Origin of the sequence: Microcoleus sp. B5-D4 (genome assembly GCF_036705145.1) — a bacterium.
In the GTDB taxonomy this organism is placed as follows: domain Bacteria; phylum Cyanobacteriota; class Cyanobacteriia; order Cyanobacteriales; family Microcoleaceae; genus Microcoleus.
Window position 1 is genome coordinate 20586 of the sequence record NZ_JAUBTV010000061.1, and the last position, 26637, is coordinate 47222.

Genomic DNA, 26637 nt, shown 5'->3' on the forward strand with positions numbered 1-26637 from the left:
CCTCCCCTTCTCTTAACCTTCCCCTTCCCCTTCCCCCTCCCCTTCCAAAGATGCTGACACAACTAATCGCCCAAACTAGCACAGCAGGACAAGCCCTGGACACTCTCTCTGATGCCATAGAAGTCTCTCAAAAAACCGTCGAATCGTGGAATTTAGTTTGGTTTAACACCTTCAACACTCAAGAATCCTCTCTCTGGATTGCCTTAGTCAAACTAGGACTAATTCTGGCGGGAATATCTGTTACTTACCTCGCTGTCACCAGTGGCAAAGAAATCATCGAAAAACAGTCTTGGTCAGAGCTAGTAGCCATGTTTATCTGGCCACTCGTAATTGTAGTATTTCTCAGCAACAACGGTAAAGTCTTAGCTGAAAGCGTCAAATTCATCAAAGCTGTAGGCAGCACTCAAGTTCAAGAAATTATGAAAATTCAAGTCGGAGAAATGACCTTCAGAACTGCCCTGAGCGACGTTAACCTCACCAGTGCTGGCAAAGAAGAAATCGAAAAACTCTACAGCGAATGTCAGGGCAAAGTTGGATCAGCTTTAGTGGAATGTTGGAACAGCAAAAAACAGCCAGCTCAACAAATCCTCCAGGCAGCCGAACAGCAAAATGGAGGACCTCTCAAAAGCTTGCAGCGATTTGTCGAAAACTTAGGCAATGTTGCCAATCTTCAGGATATAGGAAATGGCGATTTTGCAGGACAAGTTTTTAGGTCTACTGTCTTGCCCATCATTCGCTTAATTCTTAGATCAGTACAGTGGGCATTTGTCAATATTTTAGAAGCAGCATTGTTGCTAACAGCTCTATTCGGACCTCTGGCAATGGGCTTGTCGCTGCTGCCGCTGCAAGGAAAACCAATCTGGGCTTGGCTAATAGGATTTATGTCGTTATTTGGAGTGCAATTGGGGTACAACATCGTCGTTGGATTAGTCGCTGTAGTGATTGTCAAGTCCGATGCAGAGTTAGTTACAGATATCGCCTTTTTATTCTTTTTAGCTGTGTTTTCTCCCGTTCTAGCCGTGTTAATAGCCAAGGGTGGAGGAACTGCTTTGTACAGTGCGATCGCCAATAGCACCAAACAGCTTACAGATATTGCCAGTAACGCGATCGGCGTTATTGCCGGAAAACTAATCTAGGGGAAGGAAATTCCGATAGCTTTTTCTTCACCGCACCGAGTTGTTACTCACTACTCAAACCCAGTTTCCCAATCCATTCCCTCCCTATCTCCCTATTCTCTATCCCCATGTCGCCATCCCCTTCGATAATATGAAATTTCCACAATCACAACCCTTACTCCCTGAATCTAAAAACACCTTAGCCTTGTGCTTTGTCCTGCTAACAAGCTTTGTTTTCCTTCTGACAATTGCTGTTTTAGTTAACACAGTCAGTTTGAGAGCCTTATCTCAAAGAAAAGTTACCTTTGTCCAGTTAAAAGACGGAACCGCAGCACGAATTGCAGAACAAGATGAACTGTACAGAGAGCCGAAAATCATCCAAAATTTTGTATCCAGTTGGGTAAATTTAACCTGGGCTTGGTCAGGCAAAATTCCCGGCACAAATGACCCAGACCCCGGCATTAAAGTTAAAGGTTCCCAAGTTCCTACAACTGCTTGGATGGGTTCCTTGATGATGGAATCAGAGTTTGGTAAAGCTTCCCTGGTCGAACTTGCCAAACTCGTTCCCAACACCATCTATTCAGGAAAAACCCGCTCTGGAGTCTATATCTCTCACATCTCAGAACCCAGAGAAATAAAAAGAGGAGTTTGGGAAATAGATGTAATTGCTACTCGCGTCGTGCTGGAACAAGGCATTGGAGAAAGCCGAGAACAGTTTAATCGAACCTTCACCGTCAAAGCCGTAGAAATTCCCAAATCGCCTCTCAAAGAAAACGCTAATGAATTAGAGAAGACTATTCACTCTTTGAGAGCAGCCGGATTAGAAATTTCCCGAATTGTCGAATTCAAAGCATAGAAGAGGAAAGAGACATGGAAAGGGGACGAACCGGCAAGTGGGTAAATTTAAAAACCTACCGTAACAACTAAATAATTTAAACATTTAGTATGTTTCATCCCTTTGCTTGAAGTCTTCTCTCTTTGCTTTTTTATGTACAGTTAAACACAACACCTTCAACTCTAAAGCCATGATTAACAAAAGAAATGGATTAACCGAAAATCCCATTAATACCACTCCTGATAATAGTACCACTACAGCCAATATGAATCATACAACTGCATCAAGTGAATATACCCCTAATAATGATGACGATAACATCAATTCCCCTATTTCCCCTTCTCCAAACCCTTCCCCTTCTGACGATGATATTGATGAAAACTTCATTGCTAATTTCGACCCCAATGCACCCCTAACACTTGAAACTCAATATCAACTCGCTCAAGATGAGGAAAGCCCACTGCCCCCGCCTGTTTCCGAAAGAGGCGTTCCTAGAGCAGTGACAATACTGCTATTGACTGGTGGAATACTATTGCTAGGACTGCTGATTTGGCAATTTATCAAGCCTAAATCACCTCGCGAAGCTATCGCACAATCAACACCAAAAGAAAGCTCTTCTTCCACCATTAAAGATGAAAAACCGGAGTTGCTGGCTAAATTAGCTTACCAAGACCAACAAAAACTGTTAGCCGAAAAACCGCAAAAAACCGCAAAACCCAAAACAGAACCGTCGCCCAAACCGTCAAGAGCCCCGCTTTCTCCTCGAACTCCGCGTCTAGTCGCTACCCGGAGCGCTGCACCGCCACCTACTCCTCTACGCGAACCCCTACCCGCACCCCGAACAGTAGTGCGGACGGTAACAGTACCCGCACCCATACCGCAAAGAACACCCGCGCCCCCACCAGCCCCCATACCCAAACCGTTAATACCCCCACCTTTAATTCCAACTCCAACAGAAGAAAAAATCGACCCGTTTGAGCGGTGGAACCAACTCGCCCAACTCGGACAAATTAGGGGAAATTTTGACCCTAACCGAATAGCGAATGCCGTGAGTGCAACACCAAGCACTCCAGCGACAACAAGTGCTACCGCCGCCGCTCTGACAAAGCCAGCTCCAACAACTGAATTCCTAACAGTCAATATCGGCAACCAAAAGTCGCAACCCTCATACGTTTCTTTCGAGCAAATCCCAGAAAAACTATATAGCCACCCAAATAACGCCAGCGGGGAAAGGCTACACCCAGAGTTTCCTTATGGAGGGGACAGCCTCGAAACCACCGACAACTCCCAAAACCCCACTAACCAATTAACTCCGGCTCCCCTTTCCCCCCAAATAAGTTCCGATTCTACCGATAACCCAATCGAGACGGAGGCTCGACTGAGCGCTCGTCCAACGTCCTTGCCCGCCGATACAGAATTTCAAACCCTTTCCCCAGAAACTGCTCCAGAGGCTTCTGCCTTAACAAATTCCCCAACCCTAGAACAAGTAAATTCCCCAGGGGCAAAAGGCATTCTCAACCGCACGCCCCAAACAGCTCAGGTTCCCCTTGGAACCACAGCCAACGGCGTAGTTTCGGTTCCCCTGCTGTGGGATGAAGGCTCAGGCAAACAGCTTTACGACAAATTTGCCGTCACCCTCACAGCCGACTTCACGGCAACTGACGGCTCTATTGCTTTTCGGAAGGGCACGGTTGTCATTGCCAAAGCCAGCACCGTCAGCAAGACCAATCGCATGGTACAAGCTACTGCTGTGGCGCTCGTCTACTCTGATAGAAACGGTCAGATTAAACAGCAGCCCATTCCAGAAGGCGCAATTTTGATTGCAGGAGAGGGCGGGCGGCCGCTGATTGCTTCAGGCTACTTCGACCCTGGTTCAGATATTGCCGGACAGGATATCCTCACCGCAGTGCTGTCGGGAGTTGGACGAGTCGGTCAAGTGTTCGCAGAGCCTAAAGTCAGGAGTTCTAGCAGTATGAGCGGTAGGTTTGGCAGCAGTATAACCACCGTTGAAAGTCGAGACCCGCAAATTTGGTCAGCCGTCCTCGATGGCTTCTTCAGCCCCTTAGCAAAACGGATGGAAAGCCGCTCCGATAGAGCAACTGAAGAACTTTTAAACCGCCCTAATGTAGCTGTGGTTAATAAAGGAACCCCGGTTTCTATTACTGTTAACAGCTTTCTCAACATTTACCGTTGACCGAGCCGTCGGTAAACTGTTAAGTCGCATTGGGGCGACTGCGATTAGTAAAGAAAATTCCCGTTTCTACTGTCAACAATTTTCTCAACATCAACCGATAACTGCCATGACGAATCGCATCCAATCCCCAAGAATGCTTTCCCTCGGAGGGCTTTTGTTCACAGCAGTGTTCGCTACTGCAAGCTACCCCGACTGTGCTTTTGCTCAATCAAGAGTAACAGGCTATCAAACTGTGGGTCGAGATATTGCCGTCAATAGTGCTCACGATATTTTAGTCTATCCCGGTCGCGCGAGTGCGATCGACTTCAGCTCAACCGACGAAGCTCTCGCCTACGTTTTAATTGCCGACCCCTCAAAAATAGTTTTCAGCACCGATGCACAGTTGGCAAGCGGCAAAGCCAAAACTGTTTTCTTGCGTCCCATTCAAGCGCTCAATTTTCCGGGAGCTACCACAGCTACCATCACTAACCTTTCAATCAAAACTGTAGATTCAAAAGGGAAACAGCGACTTTACAACTTCAACATCGTTCCTACCAACAAAGAACCAGAACACTTAGGAATTCGCATCGCTCCCGTCACGCCAAGAATGGAGCCGACTGTGAACGTTGATAGAGGTCGCGCCCCCGCTGCATCAGATGTTGAAAAAGGATTGCTGATTGCCATTCAAAAAGGCTACACAGCAGCCAACGACCCAGTAGTCTACAGCGTGCGACAATTTTTAGCTCTGGTAAGAAATCAGAATCTATCGGCGGCCGATGCTGCTGCACGAGCCGGAGTAGACTTGTCTGTGATTGTCGAGCTGAGCCGCATTGCACGAGAAGAATTCAACTACCCTGGAACAAGATTTCAACAGCGACAACCGCCAACAGCCCGAACTACTCGGCTTCTTAAAAGTCGCTCTGCTTTTTGATTGGAGCCGGAGCTGCGGGAATAGGTAACGGGAATGGGGAGAGGGGGAGAGTGGGAGAGTGGGAGAGGGAGAGAGTGAGAGAGTGGGAGATTAGAGGTGTGCAGTAAACAGCAAGCTGTTTGAATTTTCAGGTAGATTGCAGTTACATAATCCCTCATTTCTATTCAATTGGGTGAGTATATGTTAGATGTTGAAGCCCTCTAGTTTTTATCGGGTTGTTGCAAGTTTTCAAACTTCTCCCACTCTCCCACTCTCCCACTCCCTCTCTCTCCCTCTCTCCCCCTCTCCCTCTCTCTCCCTCTCTCCCTCTCTCCCCCTCTCCCTCTCTCCCTCTCTCCCCACTCCCTTTTTTCAACCAATGTTCCGCCCAAAAAGCTCTGTTCAAAAAAAGTCTGCCCTCCCGCTGCGCGTTGTGCTTACAGTCCCCAACGCTCTCCTAATTTCAACCTTACTAGCTCTAACGGGATGGCTTTCTTTTCAAACAGGGCGGCAGACAATGAATGACTTAGTTGCACAGCTATTGGGAGAAGTAACGAGCCGCATCTCTGACCGCCTTGACAACTACTTAAAAGAAGGGGTTGGGGTTGGGGAAGGAGAAGGGACTTATAATAAAATGCAAACTGGTTCGGTGAACCAACTTTCCCCAAGTCAAACAGCCGGAGTCACAATCAAACCAAATGGGAAAAGAAATGGGTCAGACTCTGCAAAAACAATATTCCGTCAACAAAAAACAAATTCTGCTTTTTCTACCCCAACCTCAAAATTCAACTTGCACGATTTCCACATCAGCCCTAACTGTCAAGCCTTTATCTTAGACCGTTCGGGACATTTAGTTGCTTGGAACGAGGTAACTGAACCAAAACCGTCTATTTCTGTTGACGGACTGCAGCGAGAAAGCGCCCAAGCTCTGCAACAAAAAGTAATCCAGCTTTCAACAGAGTATTTGCTTAAACATTATGGCAGCCTCGCTGCTATTAACAGCAGCCAAAATCTTAACTTTACTGCCAGCAACTCACTATACTGGCTGCAAGTCAGACCTTTTGAAAACTCGAAAGGCTTAAATTGGCTGATTGTGGCAGTTGTACCCGAAACCGACTTCACGAGCAAAGTTCAGGCCAACACCCGCAACACTATTTTGCTCGTGCTGCTGGCTTTGGTTCTTTCTATCTGCCTTTTGCTGTCCATTTCCCTAAGAATAGAACAACGGCTGCAGCGGTTAATTTCGGCAACACAGGCGATAGCTGGTGGCGACTTCGACTCAACAGTTTCAGGTAGTGGCGTTGCCGAACTCGAAGCCCTAGCCTGTGCTTTCGAGCGCATGAATTCCCAGTTAAAAGCATCTCGCCAGCGGTTAGAAGAATATTCGGGCGATTTAAAGCGGCAAGTTGCACAGAAAACAAAGGAACTAAAACAAGCTAAAATTGCAGCCGAAAGTGCCAATCGCGCTAAAAGTACCTTTCTGGCGAATATGAGCCACGAATTGAGAACGCCTCTGAATGCGATTATCGGCTTTGCCCATCTCCTTGTAAACTCTAAAAAAACTGCACCGGAACAGCAGTCGAGTTTAGATATTATCAATCGCAGCGGGGAGCATTTGTTGAAACTAATCAACGATATTTTGTCGCTGTCTAAGATTGAAGCTGGTCAAATTACCCTCGAATCAAATGCTTTTGACCTTTACAGTTTGCTCTCGGACATAGAACGGATGTTCCAACTCAAAACTCAGTCTAAAGGAGTGCAGCTTGTTTTTGAACTCCGGCAAGATGTACCGCAATACGTCCGAACTGATGAAAGCAAGCTGCGCCAAGTTTTGATTAATCTGTTGGGCAATGCTGTTAAATTTACTGAGACGGGTAGGGTGAAGCTGACTGTAAAATGCCTTCTGTCTATGGCTAAAAAACCGTTACCCCAATTCTTTCTTCTGTTTTCTGTGAAGGATACAGGCCCTGGTATTGCCCCTGAAGAGATTAGCCGTTTGTTCAAGCCGTTCGTGCAAACTGAAACTGGTAGGAAATCGCAAACGGGAACGGGCTTGGGATTGCCAATCAGTAGCTCTTTCGTCAAGCTGATGGGTGGCGAGATTAAGGTCAAAAGTTCTGTGGGGAAAGGTACGGTTTTTAGTTTTTACATTAAAGTCAGTCATGCAACACAGAGCGAAATTTATGACAGACTGCCGCAAAAACGAGTGAAGGGGTTGGCATCCAACCAACAAATATATCGCATTCTGGTAGCGGACGATGAGTCGGCAAATCGGTTGCTGCTAACTCAGATATTGAAGTCGGCTGGCTTTCTTGTGTGGTTCGCGGATAACGGAATTAAGGCTGTTAAATTGTGGCGAAAGTACAAGCCGCATTTAATTTGGATGGATTTGAGGATGCCTGCTCTAGACGGCTTTCAAGCTGCTCAAAAAATTAGAACTCTGCCTAACGGTTCTAACACTAAAATTATTGCTTTGAGCGCTAATGCTTTTGTTAAAACCCAGGAACTCGCCATGTCGAACGGCTTCGATGACTTTGTTGCCAAACCGTTCCGAGAAACAGTAATTTTTGAGAAGATGGCGCTTCATTTGGGTGTTCGCTATATCTATGAAGAGGAGTCGCCGAGGAAGTCCGAACAGGATGAGCACGTTGTGCAACTGACTCCTGAGTCGCTGTCTGTGTTGCCGAGAAAGTCGATTGAGAAGCTTTATAAAGCAGCCGCTTGTGGAGACGAGCAAGCGGTAAGGCTGTTGATTGAGCGAATTCCCCTGTCGCAGAAGTCTCTTGCTGCGGCTTTGACTAAATTAGTTGACAATATGAGCTTAGATATTATCAGCGATTTGACTCAGAATTGCATTTCGGCTGATTGTACGATCGCAAAATCCCAAGACTCTGTTCCAAGTTAACTTGGTGTTGAGAACCCGCACCTCATATATCGATATAGGTCGTTCAACCTTAGTCGCTCGCACCCTCCCCAAATTTTACTCAAAGTTAACTCGGTGTTGGTAGTTCCTACCTCATATATCAATATATGAAATTCAAAGAGTGCATTTCGGTATTTCAGGCGCTCGCACCATCCCACGATCGCGTTCAAAGTTAACTCTGTGCTTACAACCCGTACCTCAGATATCGATATATCACGTTCGGTATTTCAGGCGCTCACAGCATCCCAAGATTGTTCTCAAAATTAACTCGGTTTTGAGAGTCCATACCTCAAATATCGATATAGGTCGTTCAGCAGATTGTACGATCGCCAAATCCCAAAATTGTTCTCAAAGTTAACTCGATTTTGATAGTCCGTACCTCAGATATCGATATATGACGTTCCGTAGATCGCCAAGCATTAGGACGATTTTGTTCAGATGAGCACGATTTGACTGAGCAATGCCAATCGCAGGTAGAGCCGATCGAATCCGCCTACAACTCGCGCTCGCTTGATTGTTTACTTCATGCTATCGGTTCTACCTGTCTGTACGCAACGACGGATGCGGGTTCGATCCTCCGCAAGGAGCGCGGATTTGGTCTGGTTGGAATGTGGCAGCGGGTCGAGCAGATTGGCGCTCAGTTGGAGATTCAGAGCGAGCTGGGATCGGGAACAAAGGTTATTATTGGTCATATCTGTTCGGAACATCCGTTCGTAAAAACCTACCAAAATCGCGATAAAGCTATGAATAGCTTCCTGGCTTAACGAACGTGATCTAAATATAAAATTAGAGCGACGGAGTGAAAGGTGCAACTATGTCTTATAGCGAATTTTCCCTAGATGATATTAAGCATAAACTCGGCTTAACAATTCGAGAAGTATCTGAAGTCTTTATGGCTGTAGAACCGATCGCACCCAGTCAGCTTTTAAAAGAAACCTTAGCCGAAAATATTCCCTTAGCCTTGGGAATAGATACGGAAAAAGCGCGATCGGAGATGATTGTCGCTCCAGTATTGATTGAACTCCGCAGGCGGTGCGATCGTCAAATCAGCCTCTTTTCCGGTACGGAATTTAATATTGATCGAGTCAAAGGACTGAATGGCATTTGTGACTTTATGATTAGTCATTCACCAGAACAATTATCTTTAAATGCTCCCGTGTTTACACTTGTCGAAGCCAAGAATGACAATATCAAATCGGGAATTGCCCAGTGCATTGCAGAAATGTTGGCAGCCCAGATTTTTAATATTCAAAAAGATAACAGCATTTCCTGTGTTTATGGTGCAGTGACAACAGGCAGTATCTGGAGGTTCATGAAACTAGAAGATAGGACGGTTTATAGTAAACTACCCGCTACCAACCGCGTATAGCGGTATAGTGGGGGCTTTCAATAGCCCGCTATGCATCACCGCTCAAAGAACAGCAAAGCCCCGAACCTTCAGGCTGGTTTACAACAACCCCAAGAGCCGAAATATTTTTCGCCCCGTTATAATCTGCATCGCCAACATAGCCACAATGTCCACAAACAAACTGCTTACCTTGCCGATAAGATTCACCCCGAACCGGGTGGATATGGTTGCAGTTATGGCAAGTCTGCGACGTGTATCTAGGGTCGATCAACAAGATTTTTACGCCATATTTTATCGCTTTGTAAATCAAGAATTGCCGCAATTGGAAGAACGCCCAACTATTACTCAACCTCCGCTCTTTTTTGCTGCGAGGAAGGCTATTGGTTCGCTCTCTGATTCCGGTCAAATCTTCCAAAGCAATAGCTTGGCTACTCGACTTAGCCCTAGTTATCAGTCGATGGCTGATGGTGTGATTTACCAATTCCTGAAAGCGTTTTTCCTTGCCCGACAACCGTTTCAACAATGCTCGACATCTGCGTCGAGCACTGCGTGTGCCTTTCGTAGCTTTTTGTTGGATATCCGCTCTAAGTTTGGCGTAATGATTTCTAATTGCGGTAATTTCTTTGCCGCTAAATTTATCCCCTTCGGATGTAACAACAATGTCAGTTCGCCCCAAATCACACCCCAAAACTTTGTCGGTTTCGATTGGTTCTGGTGGTACAGATTCAAGCTGAATGTTCAGATAGTAAGTACCATCTTTACGTTTTACTAGCGTGGCTGTTTTGGGGACTTGCCCCTTCAACAATCCAAGCTGATAGTTGCCAATAGCAAGTGGAAATCGCTCTCTACCGTTGATAGTGGTCAAACTTACAGTCCAGTCTTTCTCTCTGAAAGAGAAGGTGCGGGGGTCGTAAGTGGCACTTGTTGGAGCAAAGTTTTTAACTGGCTTGCCATCTTTCTTGGCCGTTTTCCTGTTACCAGAAACCCGTCTAATCGCATGAATCGCCAACTGAGCAGACAAGCCGAATCTAGTTCTGACATCGTGATAAACCAAGGACTGTATCGCCAACTCGTTTGTCAGAGTTGGAGGAGCAGTTTGGTTCACGTATTCGCAAGCATTAGCAAACGCCAGGAGCGTCGAATCGATTTTCGTCGATTGCTCCGGCGTTACTTCGAGCTTGCAAGATACTGTCAGGACTTGTTTCATGACGCCACTATATCTCAACGCGTGAAACTATGACAATCAAATAATTTGTTCGTTTACTTATACACCGCCTCACTTGTTTAGCGCCTACGGGATTATCGATTTGGTTGGTGGTGCAATGGCTCTCTCACGCGCATTGCTCACGCCACCATACCGTTTCGGTATGGTGGGGGAATCCTGCTGTTTTAGTTGAAAACATTCAACTAATTCTAGGTATGTTAATGCAAATTGTTCAGTTGACTCGCCCAACCCTTCCCTGCCTTTGAAGTTCCCTAGTACAATATACGATCGCCAACTCCCAAGATTGCGCTCAAAGTTAACTCTGCGGTGAGAGTCTTTACCTCAGATATCGATATATGACGTTCGGCAGATTGTACGATGATCGCACCGTCCCAAGACTGCGATCGAAGTTAACTCGGCGGTTAGATCCATACCTCAGATATCGATATATGACGTTCCGTGTTTCAGTCGAGCGATCAAACTTAAATTCTTTTCAACAATCTTCCCCGTACTAAACTTGACGATAATCTGCTCGTCAGACTAAATATTAACTTGCTGTTTCAACGTGGGGCCCAACGGTGGTTTACCGCGATGCTCTCATATATCGATATCTGATGCCGACTCTCGATATATGATACTTAAATCATCTACTTAATTCAAAACCATGCAAATTCGACTAGCAGTCATCAGCAATGCTGGCGGCACTGGCAAAACCACACTTTCAGTTCACCTCGCCTACGAACTGGGGTTAAGGGGTTTGAAAGTAGCCATTATGGATCTCGACCCCCAAGGCTCCCTGACCCTTTTTTGCGGTCTAAATCCGCCAGAGCCAGAACACACACTGTCCGCCATAATGCGAGAAAGCTTCAACGGCTCTTGGCCTCTTACTCCTACCTGGAGTTCCCACACCAATAATGTAACCGTTTGTCAAGGCGGAATGACGCTGACACAAACAGCAGACGAGTTAGTTCTGCACAAACGTGGCGCTTATCTTCTAGGCGATTGCCTGAGCGACTATCCTTTGGAACACGACCTAATTATCTTCGACTGCCCCGCTACCCTCGGCCCCTTGCCCTTAATGGCACTAACTGCTTGCACTCATATAATAGTGCCCGTACAGCTCGAACCAAAATCAATTCAAGGAGCAGCTCACCTGCTGGAGTGGTACTATCACCATTGCAAACAATTACGCCTCAAGCCACAACCAGAAATCTTAGGGTTTGTACCCAACCAATACGATACGAAACGAGCCGTCCACCGACAACTTTTAGAGTCATTGCCAGCCCAGCTAGAGCAGATGAATATCCGCGTTTTTCCACCAATTCGGGACAGTGCAGAATTTGTCAATGCTAGCGGTCAAGGGTTGCCATTACACCTTTATCGCCCCCTTCACCCTGCTTTAGGCGACTTCAAAGAAATTGTTAAGCACCTGGCTACCTTAATGGGAAATGAAGTTGCCCCGGCTGTTGCCAAAAAAGGCAAAAAAAAGAAATAGTGTTTGATTCACAGTCACAACTTGCGCCGGCGAAAACGAATCCTTCGTTTATTGCTTTCGCCATGAACTCACTTTCTCCAATCCAAATCTAAAATCTAAAATCTAAAATCTAAAATCGCTATGGCCACCCGTAAAGCTCCCGACTTGGGAAATTATTTTTCATCCGCCAAGCAGTCAATGCACCTCTCTGAAGCTGAATCCGAGATTCAGGAACTCAAAGCAGAAATTGAAGAACTGCGAAAATCGGGTTCAACGGAATTGGAATCTCAATTGACTGCACTGCGAGAACAACTAGAATCCGCCAGCGGTATCCTCTCCATTTCACTAGACCAAATTCAGCCTAATCCTGAACAACCCAGACAGACATTTTTGCCGGAAAGTATCGAGTCCATGTCCCGTTCCCTCGCTAGTGACGGACAACTGCAACCCATTATCTTGATTCAACGGGGGGATTTGGTGATATTCGATGGAGAGCGGCGCTGGCGCAGCGCTAAAAATCTGGGCTGGGAAACTTTACAAGCTGTGATCGTTCCAGAACCCGCGGCTTTGCACCGCAAAGCACTGCTGACTTCCCTGCACCGGGAAGATCTCAATCCCCTCGATAAAGCAGAAGCTATTGTGCGGGAGTTGTCTGAAAATACGGGTTTGGAAGCTGCAACTATCCCCCGCATTCTCTCGACAGTGGTGCGACGCTTGAACGCGCAAAAACGGATGAACTTGGTTTCCGAGTTGGTGACGGTGGCACCTGACGAGCAGCAACAGGGTTGGGCCGCTTTGGGTTTGGATGAACAAGAGTTGGCCGTTTTGCGGACACTGTTGGATTTGCAGCTCAATCCCGCTTCTATCGATGCCAACATTTTCCCGATGCTGTCTTTGGCTGATGACCTTAAGACTGCTATCAGGCAATTAGGACTTAAAGGGGTTCATGCAATGGCTCTTTCTAAACTCTCTGCTAAAAATTTAGTCTTGCCAGAGGAAGAAGCGCAGCCGATTAGAGTTCAAGCAACCGATCGAGTTATTGCCGAGAAATTGTCGGTGACTCAAACTCGTAAATTGGTGCAAGAAATTATCAATTCTAATCTGGATGATTTCCCAGGGGCAGCCCGCCAATTCAAGCAGGTTAAGTTGGCAGCCGGGAATTTGAAAAAGCTCTCACCTCAAGTGTTGGAGCAAGCTGAGGTTGACCAACTTGTGGAGTTGCAGGAGGTTTTGCGCCAAAAGCTGGCGGAAATTGAGGCGGTTTTAAAGCAAAATACTGAGAAATAACGGCAAAGTTTCGATCGGTCTGCTTGCTAAAATCGATCGAGTGGAAACACTCGCCGTTTTCATCGCTCCGTATGCCTCTAATCTTGGCAAACCAGGGTACGAGAAAACCGCTGAGATACCAGCGGGAAGGGGGTTGGTTGATGATTTCTGCGGCGTGGGCTTCGTCGTCGGGGATGGGGCCGATCAGGTCGAGTTGTAAAGCGTTGATTAGGTGTTGGCGGACTTCGGCGGGGGTTGTCATATAGCAGTTAGTAGAGTGCGTCAGACCCCAATATTTTCTCACATTACCGATATTTTTTTACCTGAGGCGCGCTACCAATAAAATGTTGTCGCCGACAAATTAGGTAAAAAACCCGGTTTCTTTAGCAGCACGGGCATTGTTTTTATGCGGTAATAAGGACTTGCGGCGGTGACAGAAAAGCTAAGATGATATCGTTTTGAGGAATGCCTTCCTCAATTAAATTTTGGGTAATGCCGCATTCCATACCGTCATATTCAATATAGATTTTACCAGCTTCCAACGTGATATAAATGAGGTTTCCTCTGATTCGCCGCCCCCGATCCCAACCAACTTGCATCAAGGCGTAGCGATCGTGAGTTTCGTCAAACACGGGATCAAGTCGGATCTCTCCGTGAGAAGGCTTTAATTGGGCATATTTCCCGATTACCTGTTTGACAATTTCTCGGTATGTGGTTGGATTATCCGTTAAGTTATCCATTGTTGAACCTCTATTTTTTCTAAATCGATTACTACCAAATTTAAGGGTATTTCTGTAATGGCGAGTTCGCCAATAGGTTCGCTGAAAATACTGAGATTCCTGTTGTGATTCGGGAACTGACAGACGCAGAGGCCCTGCAATTTGCACTCGTCGGGAAGTACACTCCAGAGAGTTTCCGAACCAATCGCCTCCCCTTGCTGAACCTGCCAGATGATGTGATTGGAGCGCTGCGGAAAGGACGGATTGAGTATACCAAAGCCAGAGCGATCGCCCGAATTAAGGATAGCTCAGAGCGCTCCCAATTGTTAGAAGAGGCGATCGCTCTCGACCTCTCTCTGACCCAAATCAAACAGCGCATGGCCGATTTAAAAGCCAAAAGTATAGGGGAGGCGACTGCACCGGATCGATCGCTTAAAAGCCGCGTAGATGCAGCTTATGACAGAGTGAAGAAGTCTACACTGTGCCTTGCGGGTACAATGTAGGCTTCTGTTGTTTTAGGAAAACTCCAAAAACGCTCTAAATTCCTTGGGCTAAACACGCCTTTGAGGCGGTTTTTATGGGTTTAAAGCGAACGACCTCAAAAAAGAGCTTTTCGAGGCGTAAGGTTGCTGCAATCCGATCGGCTGCTGGTGTCCGAAATAAGGCAGTGCCTACTACATCCGAAACAGCACACCTAGCACCCAGTGCATCCGAAACAGTAAATCTAGCGTCCACTACATCCAAAACAGCACACCTAGCACCCAGTTACGATCATGCTTCCAGTCTGGGGCGCGACCTCTCAGATCGACAAAGGCAAAAACGCTCAGTTGAGGCTTATGCTAACAAATGTTTCTCGGCGTTTTATGGCAGCGTTGATGATAAAAAGCCTCTCAAAACAATTGATGTATTTGACTGCGCTGCACGTCGATTTCCGAATGCAGCGCATATATGGCTTGAGCGACTTGAAAGTATCTCAAAGGCGAGTATAGTGGATATTTTTCATCGAATTCCTAACACTCGTATCTCACCGATTGCAGCCGAGTTTGCCCAAAAGATTCTTGAATTCAATCAACACAGACTGCTTAACTTGAGGAAAACGCTACCGTGAAAACACACTCAACGCTTTTTTTGGCTTGGCAAGATCCAAACACCCCTTCCTGGTTTCCCATTGGCAGGCTAACATTTGATGGAACCAACTACGAATTTACCTACACGCAAGGCGTTTTAGAAGCTCAACAGAAGTGCGGTTTTGAACCCTTACCCTCGTTTCCGCGCTTAGGTGAAGTATATACATCAACCTACTTATTTCCCGTATTTGCTAATCGGTTGATGCCGAAAAATCGCCCCGATTACTCAAGTTTTCTTCACTGGCTAAATCTGACTCAAAATGAAAGCGATCCAATTGCCATGTTAGCTCGTAGCGGTGGGCGGCGAGAAACAGATACTCTAACTGTTTTTCTCATTCCTGAGCCAGATTCAGAAGGGCGGTATCGCCTTCACTTTTTCTTGCACGGACTGCGGTATTTGCCACCCTGTGCAATTGAGCGAATTAACCGTTTAGAGACAGGAGAAAAGTTGTGGTTGACTCACGAATTTCAAAACCCCTATGATTCTAAAGCATTGACTTTAAATACAGAAGACCACCAGATCGTCGGGTATTGTCCGCGATATTTGAATAGTGAGATTTTTGAAGTTCTATTGAGGAATCCCAGTTTGGTAGAGGTGCGCGTAGAGCGTGTCAATCAACCGCCGACACCACTCCAGTTTCGCCTGCTGTGTAATATAACTGCTCAAGACTCTAATGACTTTTGCCCCTTTTCAAGTTATGAATATCAGCCGCTCAGCAGTTCTTGGGTACTGGAAAACCCCCGCAACTTCGAGTTAGACTCCTCTTGCCAAAGTTGAGCCAAACCATTCATCACCGCAAGTCGCTCAGGAGCCTTTTCGCAATCCGGCTTGCTCGATCAGCGCTTTCTTCCCCAATCCGGTCTCACCGGAGTGCTACTGAAGTGGGGACTTATAGCAATTTAGTATCAATTGCTACCTTCTGCACCAAATATCCGAGAGATCCCGACTGCTAAAAGCCGATCGACTTCTCGCGAGCGATCGCCCTCAAGATCTCAAAGCGGTTCTATACTGGGCTTTTTTCTTGTTGGTGCAAAGATTCGGCTTCTTCACGAAGTTGGGCAAGCGCTTCTTCGGATAAGTTTTCAAGCATTGAATTTAGCTGCTTTTTATTACCATTTTCGGGGCTGCTGGTGGCGAGAGATTGTGTCGGCATCAAGCGAGGATTCGCGCTGTAAAAAATTTTCAAATAGCTGAAAAAATGTATCAAGCGCTTGGAATTCATCTTCTGAATACAAAAGGATAATTCGCGCCCAAGACTGGGTAGATGGCTGGTTAAATTGTTTTTCAATCCAGTCTTTAAATTCTGCAAATTCTTGTTCCTTTTCAGTAACAGGAATTCCGAGTTGGCGACAGGCTAAAGTGTAACCCTCTAAAAAAGCTTGCAGACTAAAGATAGAACGCTTGCCGAGATAAAGGGCGGTTCTAGTTTTGATTTTATCTAAAAGCTGATCAAAATTGTTTTCTGCTGTAATTGGGGGTGTAGCTTGAGGATTTTTCCAGGCATATTCTTTGAGGGATGGCAGGGTGGATTAATTGTCGAAAAAATAAACTAAGCTGATTGGGCTATTTGTTGATGCTACGTGAAGGATTTAACTGGTTGATCTCGGTTATAAAAACCGAAAAGCAACTCACTGATATTTTCAAGTTGGTTAGCCATAAATCTTAAAGCTTGAGGAAGAGTATTCGTACCACTCATCCGAACTCTCTTATACTAAAAGTGGAATAATAGTGAGGAAGGCGTTAAGAGATATGGAATATTGAGCAAATTTACTGCACTCTTTGACTTGATGGCTTCCGAGTGAGGGTAACAAAAGCGATCGCCGCAAGAGTGAGAAATGAGCTATGACAAAACCCCAGAGGTATCCCGACAATTGGCACTCTTATTGCGCTCTCCGTGAAAGAAAGTGCGCTCTGGCGCTGTACTAAATGCAACCAACAATGCCTCCGACCCGGTAAGAAAAGTGGCTTAACCAAGTCCGAACGATGTTCCCTAACTTTGACAGTGCACCACCGCAACCGGATACCGGAGGACAATCGCCCAGAAAACTTCATAGGCCTTTGTACTGCGTGTCATCTTTCTTACCACAACCGCGGGCAATCCAACGTCTCGCCTGGACAATTATCGCTGTTCCCCGATGATGACATTGACTGGGATATTATGGAGTGCTCTCTGGAATCGGCACGAGGCGATTTATCAGCTCGTAATCCGCCTCCATTAGTTTGACAAGCTCGAAGGCGGTCATGCAATCGAGCGAGTATAATAAACTTAACAGATCGCTACTCACTACCCCACAAAACTTCTAATTAAGCTACCTCCCATTAAAAAATAACCTATGACATACACCCCATCCAAACTACTTAGCTTTGAGGAGTTTATTGCCCTATATGGGGATAATACACGATATGAACTCATTGATGGAGAACTCAGAGATATGGAACCTACTGGTCCTCACGAAGCGGTTGCAGGTAGTATTGCTGGTAGAATTTACGTAGAAATTTTTCGTGGTAATTTCAATTGGTTGGTTCCAAAAACTTGTTTAATAAAACCCCTATACGCTGAGGCCACAGCACTGCGTCCTGATGTAGTTGTTTTAGATAAAGCAGAACTTAGTAGTGAACCCCTTTGGCAAAAAGAACCAGTGATTTGTAAAGATAGTACAATTAAGCTTGTTGCCGAAGTTGTCAGCACTAATTGGCAAGATGATTATGCAAGAAAAGTGGAAGAATACGCTTTCTTGAAGATTGCAGAATATTGGATTGTGGACTTTCGAGGCTTGGGGGGTTTGCAATTTATCGGCAATCCCAAGCAACCTACTTTCACGGTCTGCCAGTTGATTGATGGAGTTTACCAGCAGCAACAATATCGCTTGGGAGAGCCGATTTCTTCTTACCTCTTTCCCAATTTACAATTGCAACTTGACGACATTATGCCGACTTAAAATTCTAGAATTTATTAAAAATCCAGTGATTAAAATACTAGGTTCTAACTATTGACTAAAACTATGAGTGACAGCACCAGCTCAGAAAGTCTGGCTGAAGTTAGAGATACCCCAGACAAACCCATTACAGAACCTCGTCTGTACCAGAGTAGACCGATCGCCCCTGTTGCGACACCCCCTCCTATGGTATCCAGCCTCCACGCACAACTCAGAACAGACTTGTGGCAAGAATACCCTTCAGGTGTCGGCTACTTCCAACACCGAGCCAAGGGCAACCCCAACAACATCATTGAGCATTACATTGCCAGCCCCGGCGACATCACGCTGTTGCCTTTAGACGAGGCAATGCAAATTATTGACAGATTTGGGCTAACTGCTGCCAAATTGCACCTGATTTTTGCGGCTCACATTATGAGACAAGAAGAGCCGTGGGAAAGCTTATTCACTCTCGAAGGCAGTGACTTAATCAAGGAAATGGGCTGGGACAAACGCACAGACTTGCCCGCGTCTAAAAAACTGAATGAACTAGCTAAAACTGCGTATGCTCTAGGTTGCCTAGCAATCAAAGCCACATGGGTTGAAGGCCAACACAAAAAAGGTGGAATTAGAGCCAGCGTTGACATCTCGCGAATGTGGAATATTCAAATTCAGTTAACAGGTCAGCAGAATCTGGAGGGCAAAATAGAGCAGCCTGATGAAGTCTACATCACAGTCCAACCGGGGCTCTGGACTCATGCCTTCTTGAACAAAGCAGGTTACTTCGCCAAAGAAGCCTTGTATCAGTTTGGCTATTTAGCTCAGGAGATTCTCAAAATCGATACCTACCATGATGAACTGGCTTTGCGCTTAGCACTTCATCTGACGATGGAAAGCCGATTTCACACCAGTGGCAGTTACAAAGTGGAAACCCTTCTAAAAGCGCTCCTACCCCAAACGGTAATCGATATAGCCCGGTCTGACCGTAGAAAAGCTTACACGCTGATGAATAGCTGGAATCACACCCTGGAAGTGCTGTGGAAACTCCAGCGAGCGTTTCAAATCGAGTTTGACCAAGAGACCTACCCAGAATGGCTGAGACCCGGTAGCAAGTATCGAAAAAAACGAGGATACTTTGACACGCTATTGGCAGCCAAAATTACCATCCATCCGCCAGCACCTATCCCCCAACTCCTGGCAACCAAAGCTGAACTCAAACAGGTTCAACCCCGCCTGAAACAAGCTCTCAAACCTAAACTGACAAGCAATGAGATAAAAGAAGCAAGAACAGCCAAAGGTTGGAGTCAAGCACAATTGGCTGGCTGGCTAGGGGTGTCGCAGCGTTATGTATCTATGTTGGAACGTGGGGAGCGAATCCCTGCACCAGAACTAGAATCCCAAATCTGGCATCTGTTAAGCATTTCAGATTGACATATTTAGGACTTACGCACAGCCTCAATATACGGTGTGAAAGTAGGGGCAACCCCCCCTGAAGAGCCTCTATCCTGATGATGCTTAGCCTTAGTCCTAATTTGACATACTCCCCGCTAGTCAAGAGACGGGGATTCTACGCTCAAACAGCGACAGCAAGCAGAGCTTGACTAACATCGCCATAACCTTAGTTTTTTCCCCGGTTCAAGGGCTGTAGCCTCTGTATTCTCGTCCATCAAACTCAGGTGATGACCACTAGCCCTGTCTGGCGTGAGGAACGAGGTTACTAAGTTTCAGCGTTTTGATTGTGAGTCCAAGTTCCGAAAAACAATTTTTTTTGATCGAAGTCTCAAAAACCCGAACGTGAAATAGCGGTTTTATCCTTTTTCTCCGGTTCAGATTTAACACGCCAGACAGGGCTAGGTGATGACCACCCGTGTGTCCAGGACATAACTCTCACCAAAGCGACCCTACAAACCCACCTTTCCCGGCTGGTTTTTTTTTCAGCAAAGAATGCTCGGACTGTTCTGAAACTTGTTCTAAAAAAAATAGGTATTGAAAATAGCTCTCAAATCCATACCCCATATAAGTTTGACCGTTAGAACAAAACCTCTAGAATGCCGCGACAAAACCTCTAGAATGCCGCGACAAAACCTCTAGAATGCCGCGACAAGTCATTTTTGAAACTCTTACCACGTAAAGTTTTCAGCCTTTAGAACAACTCTGATCAGTCTAATAAGACTGATTCGCCACCAAATCCCGTGTCGGCTGGTCTGGCAGGATTGAAAAAATAGTCGCGCACCCTTTCTCATCTTTTAGCGGGGCGGTCAGTCTCAACACTGCTGGACTTAGGACAACTGCATCGCTACAAAAAAGCGATCGCAAAAGTACAAGACCTTAAAACCGCTTCACTAAAGTTTGCCGATAGTTCAAGCGACGGCGCTATGAATCGGGTTCCGGCGCAACTACCACACCTGGTTGTTGAAGCCAACCCGAAATCCTATTGAGTGCAGCGAGCGCTGCATTAGCGCTCAATAGCCCGCGGTCAAATTCACAACAACCCCTCTGGCAAACCTTGCGGCTGTCACAGTCGCATGAAAGGACATTTACGCTCATTTTTACCTCGGAACAAAAAATGGTTGCAGATACAACTACCTGGCACAAACCGCCATTCGCCCGACACGCCGCAGTTTACGAAGCCCTAGCCGACATACTAGAAGGCGCTACCCCCAGCGCCCTCAAACTCGCCCTCTACCTCTACAGAACCTGCATCGGTGGCAAACCAGAGGAAATCGACATCAACTGCATCCCCTTGGGCGAAAAACGAGCCACCCCAGTCAGAAACGGCAAACCCTATAGCCCTAACACCAGGCGGGCAGCCCTCAGACAGCTCGAAAAACTCGGCTTAGTCAAAATCCTCAAAAACTACGGGCGTGGCATTTTCCGCATAGCAGTGCAGCACCTGGGCGACGTTCGCCCCTTCACTCATACCCATTCAAAATTCCAAAAACTGAGCAAGCAGTCAAAAAATCGACTGAACCAGCCAAAAATTGAGCAAACAGGGGGTTCAAACCCTGATGGTGCCGTACTCTTTACAGAGGATAAAAAAGGACAGCAAAGCACTGAAAATGTTGCTGCTGTTTTTTTAAATTTTTATCAAGAGGGAGAAAATTTAACATCACCAGATAAAAAACCACAGGTTATAACTGGGCTCAAATCTAAAAACACTGAATTAAATAAAAATTCAGAACAAGAACTAAAAACCCTTACTGAAAACAAATATTCCGCCGCAACCGCTGAATGTCTGACTATTAATTCAGATAACAGTCAGGCAGTCGATGTGGCAATGCCTTGCACTTCAGAACAAATAGGTTTGACCTCTAAACCCCCGCAAAAACTGCTGACAGAACTCAACAGCCTCGACAATCCAACAATCTCTGCCGCCAAATCACCAATACCTATCAATAAAGCTGTTCCGTTAAGTCCTGAAATATCTTCGACCGTTACTCCCCAAGTTCCTGAAATTGTCGAAGCGGTTGCAATTGCCAACCCCGATACAACAGAGATTGTCGAAGCGGTTGCAATTGCCAACCCTGATGCGACTGAAACTGTCAAAGCCGTTCCAATTACTAATCCTGATGCGACTGAGATTATCGAAGCGGTTGCAATTGCCAACCCCGATGCAACTGAAACTGTCGAACCAATTGCAATTGCCAATTCCGATGCAACTGAAACTGTCCAACCAATTGCAATTGCCAATTCCGATGCAACTGAAATTCTCGAAGCTGGTCTAATTACTAATCCTGATGCGACTGAAATTCTCGAAGCTGTTCCAATTGCCAATCCCGATGCAACTGAAATTGTCGAAGCCGTTACGCGAGCTACAGGAGGCATGAATCCCGAATTAAAAATTTGTGTACTCCAGCACAGCTTAAACGAAATCCAAGCCGCCATAAACTTGCTGCAAGTCCGAAGCCAAACAAAGCAAATATCCAACCCTTCAGGGTGGGTCGTTGATTGTTTACGCGGTCGCTGGTGGGAAAAAACTAACGGTTTTCAAAACTCAAACCCAACAAATGTTGTTTCGTCTCCAGCTTCAACAGGCTCTTGTCCAACTCCAAAAGATTCTCCTTCTGCACAGACAACAAGAATAACTGAGGATTATGTTGACCCTCATTATATGCCATTAGAAACTCACCGAACGTTATGCGAACAGTTCCAGCAACTAGGCAAAGAAGCTTTTGCAGCGCTAGGTATTCAGCAGCAAATTTACTTGCAGTGGATGCATCGATTTCCTCAGCAACTAAAACAAATTTTGAACAAATTGTCTACTACTTAGCTATGAGGTTTAGCTGTGAAAACACTGATTATTCAATTCCTGTAGACAGTTTCCAATTCTGTAGGCAACTAACAACACAGTTCAAGTAACAACAATTTCAAAGGAGAGTACCAGATATGGGAGTCAGTTTTGTTGACAAAATTATGCCGACTAACATTGATGCAGAGGAAGCAATTTTAGGCGGAATTCTGATTGATCCAATCGCGATTAACCGAGTCGCAAATATTCTGCGTCCCGAAGCGTTAGCAATTACAGTCCACCAACACATTTATCGGGCCGCTTTAGCGCTGCACTCTAAAGAGCAGCCCACAGACTTGATGAACGTCACCACTTTTCTCGACGACCACAACCTGCTGGAAGTAGTAGGGGGTCAAACCAAACTGGTAATGCTGGTAGACCGAACTGTTTCAGCCGTCAACATCGACCAATATGCCTTGCTAGTCGTGGACAAATTTGTCCGGCGCGAACTCATCAAAATTGGTAATGACCTGGTGCAGCTTGGCTACGAAACTTCCACCGAATTGGATGCCATACTAAATGAAGCCGAGCAAAAGATTTTTGTCCTCAATAAGTACAAAGAAGAGCGACAGAAAGCTATTCGGCCTCTTTCGGAATACTGCCACGAACTTTGGCGATATCTAGATGAAATTGAGGAACAGCGCTTGGAGACTGCTAACTACTGTCCTGGAATCAGCACGGGGTTTTACGACCTCGACGACCTCTTGGGAGGGGGATTTTATCGAGGCGAATTGATTGTCATAGGAGGTCGCCCCGGCAGCGGCAAAACAGCTTTGGCTTGCGCGCTTGGGTACAACATTGCTTCTCTCCCCAGGAACGGTCGGGTTTTGATGTTTTCGATGGAAATGCCGGGTCGGGACTTGGCAGCGCGGTTAATGGCACTTGAGAGTGGGGTGTCGGTGAAAGATATCAGGCAAGTTAACCTAGCTGGTAAGTACGAAGTGCTAGCTTCGGCTTTGGGGAAAGTTAGCGATGCTGATTTTTGGATAGACGAAAGTTTGGAACCGTCTCCCTTGGAGATTCGTTCCAGAGTTAGGGAGTTTGTTTGTGAGCGCGGCCCCTTGGGTTTGGTAATTGTTGATTACCTGCAATTGATGGTGAATTCAGCCGATGAAAATTTTGTCAATAAAATCAGCGAAATTACGCGGCAGATGAAGATTTTGGCTCGCGAGGTTGACGCGCCGGTTGTGCTGCTTTCCCAGCTCAATCGGGGGGTAGAGACTCGCACAAATAAACGTCCAACTTTATCGGATTTGCGTGGCTCTGGTGGAATTGAACAGGATGCGGATGTTGTGCTTGGAGTTTACAGGGACGATTATTACAATCCTGATTCTCCTGATAGAGGAATGGCTGAAATTATTGGATTGAAAGGGCGCAATAGCGGAACGGGAACGGTTAAGTTGCTGTTTGATGCTGAATGCTGTCGGTTTCGGAATATCTATAAACTCCGGTAATATTAAAGGACAGGAAAATATTGAGTTCTGTCGCCTTACTTCAAGAGCCCAATCGCCTTGACAAGCTGTTCCGGCTGTACCTCCAAATAGCGCTGGAGACTCGACAAATTTTTGTGTCCCGAAATCTCCATAATCACCCGCAGCGGCACCCCCGCATTGCTCAAATTAGTCAGCGCCGTCCGCCGCATCGAATGTGTTGAAGCCCCCTTAATTCTTACCCGCTTGCAAGCTTCTTTAAAAATCACATCCGATGCGGCGCGAGTCAAAGGCTTCGTATTGTCTCGCCCCGGAAACAAAAAACCTACATCTGGATTGTAAGCCTTTAAATACTTAGCCAGCATAGGATGGAGCGGCAGCGTTCGCGTTGCTGATTTCCCCTTTGTCGTCGCTTTCCGCAACGTGACTGACCCCCCAACAATGTCGTGAGTTGTTAAAGCTAACGCCTCTGAAATGCGGCAGGCGCAGTAAAAAGTTACAGCAAACAAAAGCCTGTCCCTTGCTGTAATAAAACCCCGGTCAAACAGTCGGTCAATTTCTGCGGGCGTCAAAATCTTAGCGCGCCCATTCCCTTGAACCTTCACGGCGCAGCCCTCTTAGCGTAAATTCCTTCATTATTGGACGAAAGGGGGTTTACGTCAAGTAGGCTAACTGGCTTCTATTCTTTGATGGCCAACCAAATTCGGCTCAATCGCTTTCTGGGCAATCGGAGGCGCTTGTTGCAACTTACTTCCCGCTTATTGCTATTCAACTGACTCGAATTCTCGGGAAAGTTGATAATCGGCAAGGTAGCGATCGCGTCGATGATGTCTCCGAAGGTAACAGGTTCAAGGGCCACCATAACAGCACGATTAAATATAACTTGCGCTCGTAACAATTTAATTATACTATTTTTTGATTCAACTTGCAAGTTTTTTTGCTATTTTCGTTCCTCAATAAAAAGTTATGAATCTTTTGGAAAAGAGCTTCCCTCACTCATGCAAAAAAAATGCCCTTGCAGTCGGCGAGCAAAAGCATTGTTATAAGTTTCAGAGGGTAAACGAGCGGGCTGGTTAATTGGTTGGTGAGCGAAACTTTTCGATCGCCACTCTTAACGCCGAACGCGCACCTTTTGTTCAATAAATACAAGGCTAAGGCTCAATCCCTAAAGGCTAATCGACCAGTGTTATACCAATTTCCTAAAGTAGTGCTACAATTAGTAGAGGTCATTTTTGTAAGTTAGTACCCAAACAGAAGTCGGAAAAATGTCAGGAGTGGTTAAAATTGATATCCGGGAAACAGAAGAAGAACTGAAAGCTCTTCTGGGGAGAGAGAAAGACGCTCACCGCCACGAAAAACTGCTTCTTCTGTATTGGCTCAAAACCCAAACGGTAGAAACCGTATTGTCTGCTGCTGTGCGGCGCACGGGAAACATCGTACCACGGTACAAAAATGGTTGTCTAGTTATAGAAAAGGAGGAATAGAAAAATTATTATTCCAGAAACCTCGTTCGGGAAGACCAAAAATAATGAATCCTGAAACTATAGAGAAGTTATCAAAGGAATTGCAAGACCCAGAAGGATTCAGTAGCTACAAAGAAGTACATCAATGGTTGACAAGCTGCTGTGAAGTAAAAGTGGCATATCGGACAGTACACCAGTGGACAAGATATCGGCTAAAAGGGAAATTAAAAGTCCCGCGTCCCGTGAGTGAAAAACAGAAAAGTTGCGAGTAGTAGAAGAATTTTAAAAAAACTGTCATCTCTAATCAAAAGCAGTCGCTCGTCAGAGTGAGAGCTTTTTAAAGCCGTGGAAAAAAGTGCGATATGGGAGTGAAGATGAAAGTCGGATGGGGTTACATACAATTCAGAGAAGAAAGTTAACTCATCGCGGAATCAAACCGCAAGGAAAAGTACAATGGGATTTTATTTATATGTGGCTGTACGGAGCAGTAGAGCCGCTAACAGGAGAAGGATTTTTTTACGAGTTTACTCATCTGGACTAGGGAATTTAACGGCTGACGATTGACATAATCAATCAAGACTTCATTTTCTTGAAAATATCCAGCATAAAAGCTGTCATGAAGCCGAACAGCTTTATAATCAAGCCAGTGACACCCCTCCCCTTTTGGTCCTCTAATCCGAACTTTCCCTCCGTCTACGCTGGTTTCTTTAATGGGAAATTCGGCTCTTGGTTCAACCAATTGTTGGTTTTCTACCAATCTATGTAAAGTGGTATGACCTATCTTAACTCCCGTCTGTACTTCAATTTCTTGGGACGCCTTGGAATATGATAAGTTGGCTACTTGTCGCAGGCAGCATTTTTCAAAAAATGGAGCTAATTGAGTCGATTTTTTGAGGTTTAATTGTTCCGCTTGTTTTTCAGTTATTGTTAACTCACCCACACAGCTTTTTACGGTGCGGGGACGTCCTTTTTCTGTTCCCGTTGTTTCTTTGATAAAAAAAAGCGACTTGGGGTCCCACCATTTCAAGCCATTGTTTTCTAAGGTGTCTTTCTATGCTTTCTTTCGCTATCTAATGCCTCGGGGGGAGTGTTTTTATATAAAGTTTTGGCAATTTCAGCAGTATAGGCTTCTAAACGTTCTTGTTCGTCCGGTGTCATGTTGGATTCCTAAAAATTATTCCTTGACTATTGTAACTCTTGAGCCATTCTATTATTCGCCGAATATAAAATAAGTCATTGACCCTAAAACCGATTTTTCGGCAAAGTTCTAGTAGGGAGGTTGAAAAATTTTACAAAAATATCATACTTCTGCATATTTGCAAAACCGGGATGCTCCCTTTCATAACTCTTTAAATCTCAGTATACCGTCCAGGGTAAACGCATCTTAATTTCAACCTAAAACATGATAAGATGAAGTATTGGGCTAAATCAAGTGCGTAATTAGGT

At 45.7% G+C, this 26637-nt stretch carries 25 protein-coding genes; 18 read left to right on the forward strand and 7 right to left on the reverse strand.

All coding sequences use genetic code 11. The annotated features are described in order from the left end of the window. Positions 1-50: 50 nt before the first annotated feature. The 7 genes from QUB10_RS23810 to QUB10_RS23840 all read left to right on the forward strand — a co-directional run bounded on the left by QUB10_RS23810 (position 51) and on the right by QUB10_RS23840 (position 9325). Positions 51-1136 (forward strand): hypothetical protein, encoded by a 1086-nt coding sequence (locus QUB10_RS23810; protein ID WP_333048758.1) that lies wholly within the window; start codon positions 51-53, stop codon positions 1134-1136. A gap of 130 nt (positions 1137-1266) precedes the next feature. Continuing rightward, positions 1267-1971, forward strand: a complete 705-nt coding sequence (locus QUB10_RS23815) for a hypothetical protein (RefSeq protein ID WP_333205712.1) — start codon at positions 1267-1269, stop codon at positions 1969-1971. A 169-nt stretch (positions 1972-2140) separates the two neighbouring features. Further along, positions 2141-4144, forward strand: a complete 2004-nt coding sequence (locus tag QUB10_RS23820) for a hypothetical protein (RefSeq protein WP_333205713.1) — start codon at positions 2141-2143, stop codon at positions 4142-4144. Positions 4145-4250: 106 nt separating this feature from the next. Continuing rightward, positions 4251-5054: a hypothetical protein gene (locus QUB10_RS23825; RefSeq protein WP_333205714.1), complete on the forward strand. Its 804-nt coding sequence runs from the start codon at positions 4251-4253 to the stop codon at positions 5052-5054. A 496-nt stretch (positions 5055-5550) separates the two neighbouring features. Further along, positions 5551-7938, forward strand: coding sequence for an ATP-binding protein (locus QUB10_RS23830; protein WP_333205715.1), 2388 nt, complete (start codon positions 5551-5553; stop codon positions 7936-7938). A gap of 467 nt (positions 7939-8405) precedes the next feature. Then, positions 8406-8720 carry a hypothetical protein gene (locus QUB10_RS23835; protein ID WP_333205716.1) on the forward strand — a complete coding sequence of 105 codons (315 nt, stop codon included), beginning with the start codon at positions 8406-8408 and terminating at the stop codon, positions 8718-8720. Between the two features lie 50 nt (positions 8721-8770). Then, positions 8771-9325 (forward strand): hypothetical protein, encoded by a 555-nt coding sequence (locus tag QUB10_RS23840; RefSeq protein ID WP_333205717.1) that lies wholly within the window; start codon positions 8771-8773, stop codon positions 9323-9325. A gap of 28 nt (positions 9326-9353) precedes the next feature. On the opposite strand, the gene QUB10_RS23845 is transcribed toward QUB10_RS23840, so the two are convergent. After that, positions 9354-10511, reverse strand: coding sequence for a transposase (locus QUB10_RS23845; protein ID WP_333147403.1), 1158 nt, complete (start codon positions 10509-10511; stop codon positions 9354-9356). Between the two features lie 661 nt (positions 10512-11172). On the opposite strand from QUB10_RS23845, the gene QUB10_RS23850 reads away from it, so the two are divergent. Both QUB10_RS23850 and QUB10_RS23855 read left to right on the forward strand, forming a co-directional pair. Next, positions 11173-12003: a ParA family protein gene (locus tag QUB10_RS23850; RefSeq protein WP_333183573.1), complete on the forward strand. Its 831-nt coding sequence runs from the start codon at positions 11173-11175 to the stop codon at positions 12001-12003. 120 nt (positions 12004-12123) lie between these two features. Continuing rightward, a complete protein-coding gene (locus tag QUB10_RS23855) occupies positions 12124-13269 on the forward strand; it encodes a ParB/RepB/Spo0J family partition protein (RefSeq protein WP_333205718.1) in 1146 nt (381 codons plus the stop codon). A gap of 383 nt (positions 13270-13652) precedes the next feature. On the opposite strand, the gene QUB10_RS23860 is transcribed toward QUB10_RS23855, so the two are convergent. Then, complete coding sequence (locus QUB10_RS23860; protein WP_333205719.1) at positions 13653-13988, reverse strand: XisI protein; 336 nt, start codon at positions 13986-13988, stop codon at positions 13653-13655. 104 nt (positions 13989-14092) lie between these two features. Here QUB10_RS23860 and QUB10_RS23865 point away from each other — a divergent pair, with 104 nt between their 5' ends. Continuing rightward, positions 14093-14470, forward strand: coding sequence for a hypothetical protein (locus QUB10_RS23865; RefSeq protein ID WP_333205720.1), 378 nt, complete (start codon positions 14093-14095; stop codon positions 14468-14470). A gap of 34 nt (positions 14471-14504) precedes the next feature. On the opposite strand, the gene QUB10_RS23870 is transcribed toward QUB10_RS23865, so the two are convergent. Then, positions 14505-14711 (reverse strand): hypothetical protein, encoded by a 207-nt coding sequence (locus QUB10_RS23870; RefSeq protein ID WP_333205721.1) that lies wholly within the window; start codon positions 14709-14711, stop codon positions 14505-14507. 29 nt (positions 14712-14740) lie between these two features. Between QUB10_RS23870 and QUB10_RS23875 the strand changes: the two genes are divergently transcribed. Beyond that, positions 14741-14956, forward strand: coding sequence for a hypothetical protein (locus tag QUB10_RS23875; RefSeq protein ID WP_333205722.1), 216 nt, complete (start codon positions 14741-14743; stop codon positions 14954-14956). 115 nt (positions 14957-15071) lie between these two features. After that, complete coding sequence (locus tag QUB10_RS23880; protein WP_333205723.1) at positions 15072-15872, forward strand: HIRAN domain-containing protein; 801 nt, start codon at positions 15072-15074, stop codon at positions 15870-15872. Between the two features lie 226 nt (positions 15873-16098). Here QUB10_RS23880 and QUB10_RS23885 read toward each other — a convergent pair whose 3' ends face one another. Beyond that, on the reverse strand, positions 16099-16317 hold the full coding sequence (locus QUB10_RS23885; protein WP_333205724.1) for a hypothetical protein: 219 nt from the start codon (positions 16315-16317) through the stop codon (positions 16099-16101). Positions 16318-17428: 1111 nt separating this feature from the next. Between QUB10_RS23885 and QUB10_RS23890 the strand changes: the two genes are divergently transcribed. The 4 genes from QUB10_RS23890 (at position 17429) to dnaB (ending at position 23752) form a co-directional block, all read left to right on the forward strand. Continuing rightward, positions 17429-18034, forward strand: coding sequence for a Uma2 family endonuclease (locus QUB10_RS23890; protein WP_333183569.1), 606 nt, complete (start codon positions 17429-17431; stop codon positions 18032-18034). 63 nt (positions 18035-18097) lie between these two features. Beyond that, a complete protein-coding gene (locus QUB10_RS23895; RefSeq protein WP_333205725.1) occupies positions 18098-19441 on the forward strand; it encodes a helix-turn-helix domain-containing protein in 1344 nt (447 codons plus the stop codon). 1135 nt (positions 19442-20576) lie between these two features. Further along, positions 20577-22280 (forward strand): hypothetical protein, encoded by a 1704-nt coding sequence (locus tag QUB10_RS23900; protein ID WP_333205726.1) that lies wholly within the window; start codon positions 20577-20579, stop codon positions 22278-22280. A gap of 116 nt (positions 22281-22396) precedes the next feature. Further along, positions 22397-23752, forward strand: a complete 1356-nt coding sequence (gene dnaB, locus QUB10_RS23905) for a replicative DNA helicase (protein WP_333205727.1) — start codon at positions 22397-22399, stop codon at positions 23750-23752. A 35-nt stretch (positions 23753-23787) separates the two neighbouring features. Here dnaB and QUB10_RS23910 read toward each other — a convergent pair whose 3' ends face one another. Further along, positions 23788-24333, reverse strand: coding sequence for a site-specific integrase (locus QUB10_RS23910; protein ID WP_333085761.1), 546 nt, complete (start codon positions 24331-24333; stop codon positions 23788-23790). A 74-nt stretch (positions 24334-24407) separates the two neighbouring features. Next, positions 24408-24590 (reverse strand): hypothetical protein, encoded by a 183-nt coding sequence (locus tag QUB10_RS23915; RefSeq protein ID WP_333205728.1) that lies wholly within the window; start codon positions 24588-24590, stop codon positions 24408-24410. A 403-nt stretch (positions 24591-24993) separates the two neighbouring features. Between QUB10_RS23915 and QUB10_RS23920 the strand changes: the two genes are divergently transcribed. Next, positions 24994-25212 carry a hypothetical protein gene (locus tag QUB10_RS23920; protein WP_332986362.1) on the forward strand — a complete coding sequence of 73 codons (219 nt, stop codon included), beginning with the start codon at positions 24994-24996 and terminating at the stop codon, positions 25210-25212. After that, a complete protein-coding gene (locus tag QUB10_RS34300) occupies positions 25185-25463 on the forward strand; it encodes a helix-turn-helix domain-containing protein (protein WP_333365235.1) in 279 nt (92 codons plus the stop codon). Before QUB10_RS23920 ends, QUB10_RS34300 begins: the two co-directional genes overlap by 28 nt. A gap of 224 nt (positions 25464-25687) precedes the next feature. Here the strand turns inward: QUB10_RS34300 and QUB10_RS23925 are convergent, their stop codons facing one another. Next, a complete protein-coding gene (locus tag QUB10_RS23925) occupies positions 25688-26218 on the reverse strand; it encodes a hypothetical protein (RefSeq protein WP_333205729.1) in 531 nt (176 codons plus the stop codon). Positions 26219-26637 lie beyond the last annotated feature (419 nt).

Coding starts and splice junctions, on each gene's coding strand:
- QUB10_RS23810 (WP_333048758.1), top strand. CDS start 51: ATGCTGACACAACTAATCGCCCAAACTAGCACAGCAGGACAAGCCCTG.
- QUB10_RS23815 (WP_333205712.1), top strand. CDS start 1,267: ATGAAATTTCCACAATCACAACCCTTACTCCCTGAATCTAAAAACACC.
- QUB10_RS23820 (WP_333205713.1), top strand. CDS start 2,141: ATGATTAACAAAAGAAATGGATTAACCGAAAATCCCATTAATACCACT.
- QUB10_RS23825 (WP_333205714.1), top strand. CDS start 4,251: ATGACGAATCGCATCCAATCCCCAAGAATGCTTTCCCTCGGAGGGCTT.
- QUB10_RS23830 (WP_333205715.1), top strand. CDS start 5,551: ATGAATGACTTAGTTGCACAGCTATTGGGAGAAGTAACGAGCCGCATC.
- QUB10_RS23840 (WP_333205717.1), top strand. CDS start 8,771: ATGTCTTATAGCGAATTTTCCCTAGATGATATTAAGCATAAACTCGGC.
- QUB10_RS23845 (WP_333147403.1), bottom strand. CDS start 10,511: ATGAAACAAGTCCTGACAGTATCTTGCAAGCTCGAAGTAACGCCGGAG.
- QUB10_RS23850 (WP_333183573.1), top strand. CDS start 11,173: ATGCAAATTCGACTAGCAGTCATCAGCAATGCTGGCGGCACTGGCAAA.
- QUB10_RS23855 (WP_333205718.1), top strand. CDS start 12,124: ATGGCCACCCGTAAAGCTCCCGACTTGGGAAATTATTTTTCATCCGCC.
- QUB10_RS23860 (WP_333205719.1), bottom strand. CDS start 13,988: ATGGATAACTTAACGGATAATCCAACCACATACCGAGAAATTGTCAAA.
- QUB10_RS23875 (WP_333205722.1), top strand. CDS start 14,741: ATGCTTCCAGTCTGGGGCGCGACCTCTCAGATCGACAAAGGCAAAAAC.
- QUB10_RS23885 (WP_333205724.1), bottom strand. CDS start 16,317: ATGAATTCCAAGCGCTTGATACATTTTTTCAGCTATTTGAAAATTTTT.
- QUB10_RS23890 (WP_333183569.1), top strand. CDS start 17,429: ATGACATACACCCCATCCAAACTACTTAGCTTTGAGGAGTTTATTGCC.
- QUB10_RS23895 (WP_333205725.1), top strand. CDS start 18,098: ATGAGTGACAGCACCAGCTCAGAAAGTCTGGCTGAAGTTAGAGATACC.
- QUB10_RS23900 (WP_333205726.1), top strand. CDS start 20,577: ATGGTTGCAGATACAACTACCTGGCACAAACCGCCATTCGCCCGACAC.
- dnaB (WP_333205727.1), top strand. CDS start 22,397: ATGGGAGTCAGTTTTGTTGACAAAATTATGCCGACTAACATTGATGCA.
- QUB10_RS23915 (WP_333205728.1), bottom strand. CDS start 24,590: ATGGTGGCCCTTGAACCTGTTACCTTCGGAGACATCATCGACGCGATC.
- QUB10_RS23920 (WP_332986362.1), top strand. CDS start 24,994: ATGTCAGGAGTGGTTAAAATTGATATCCGGGAAACAGAAGAAGAACTG.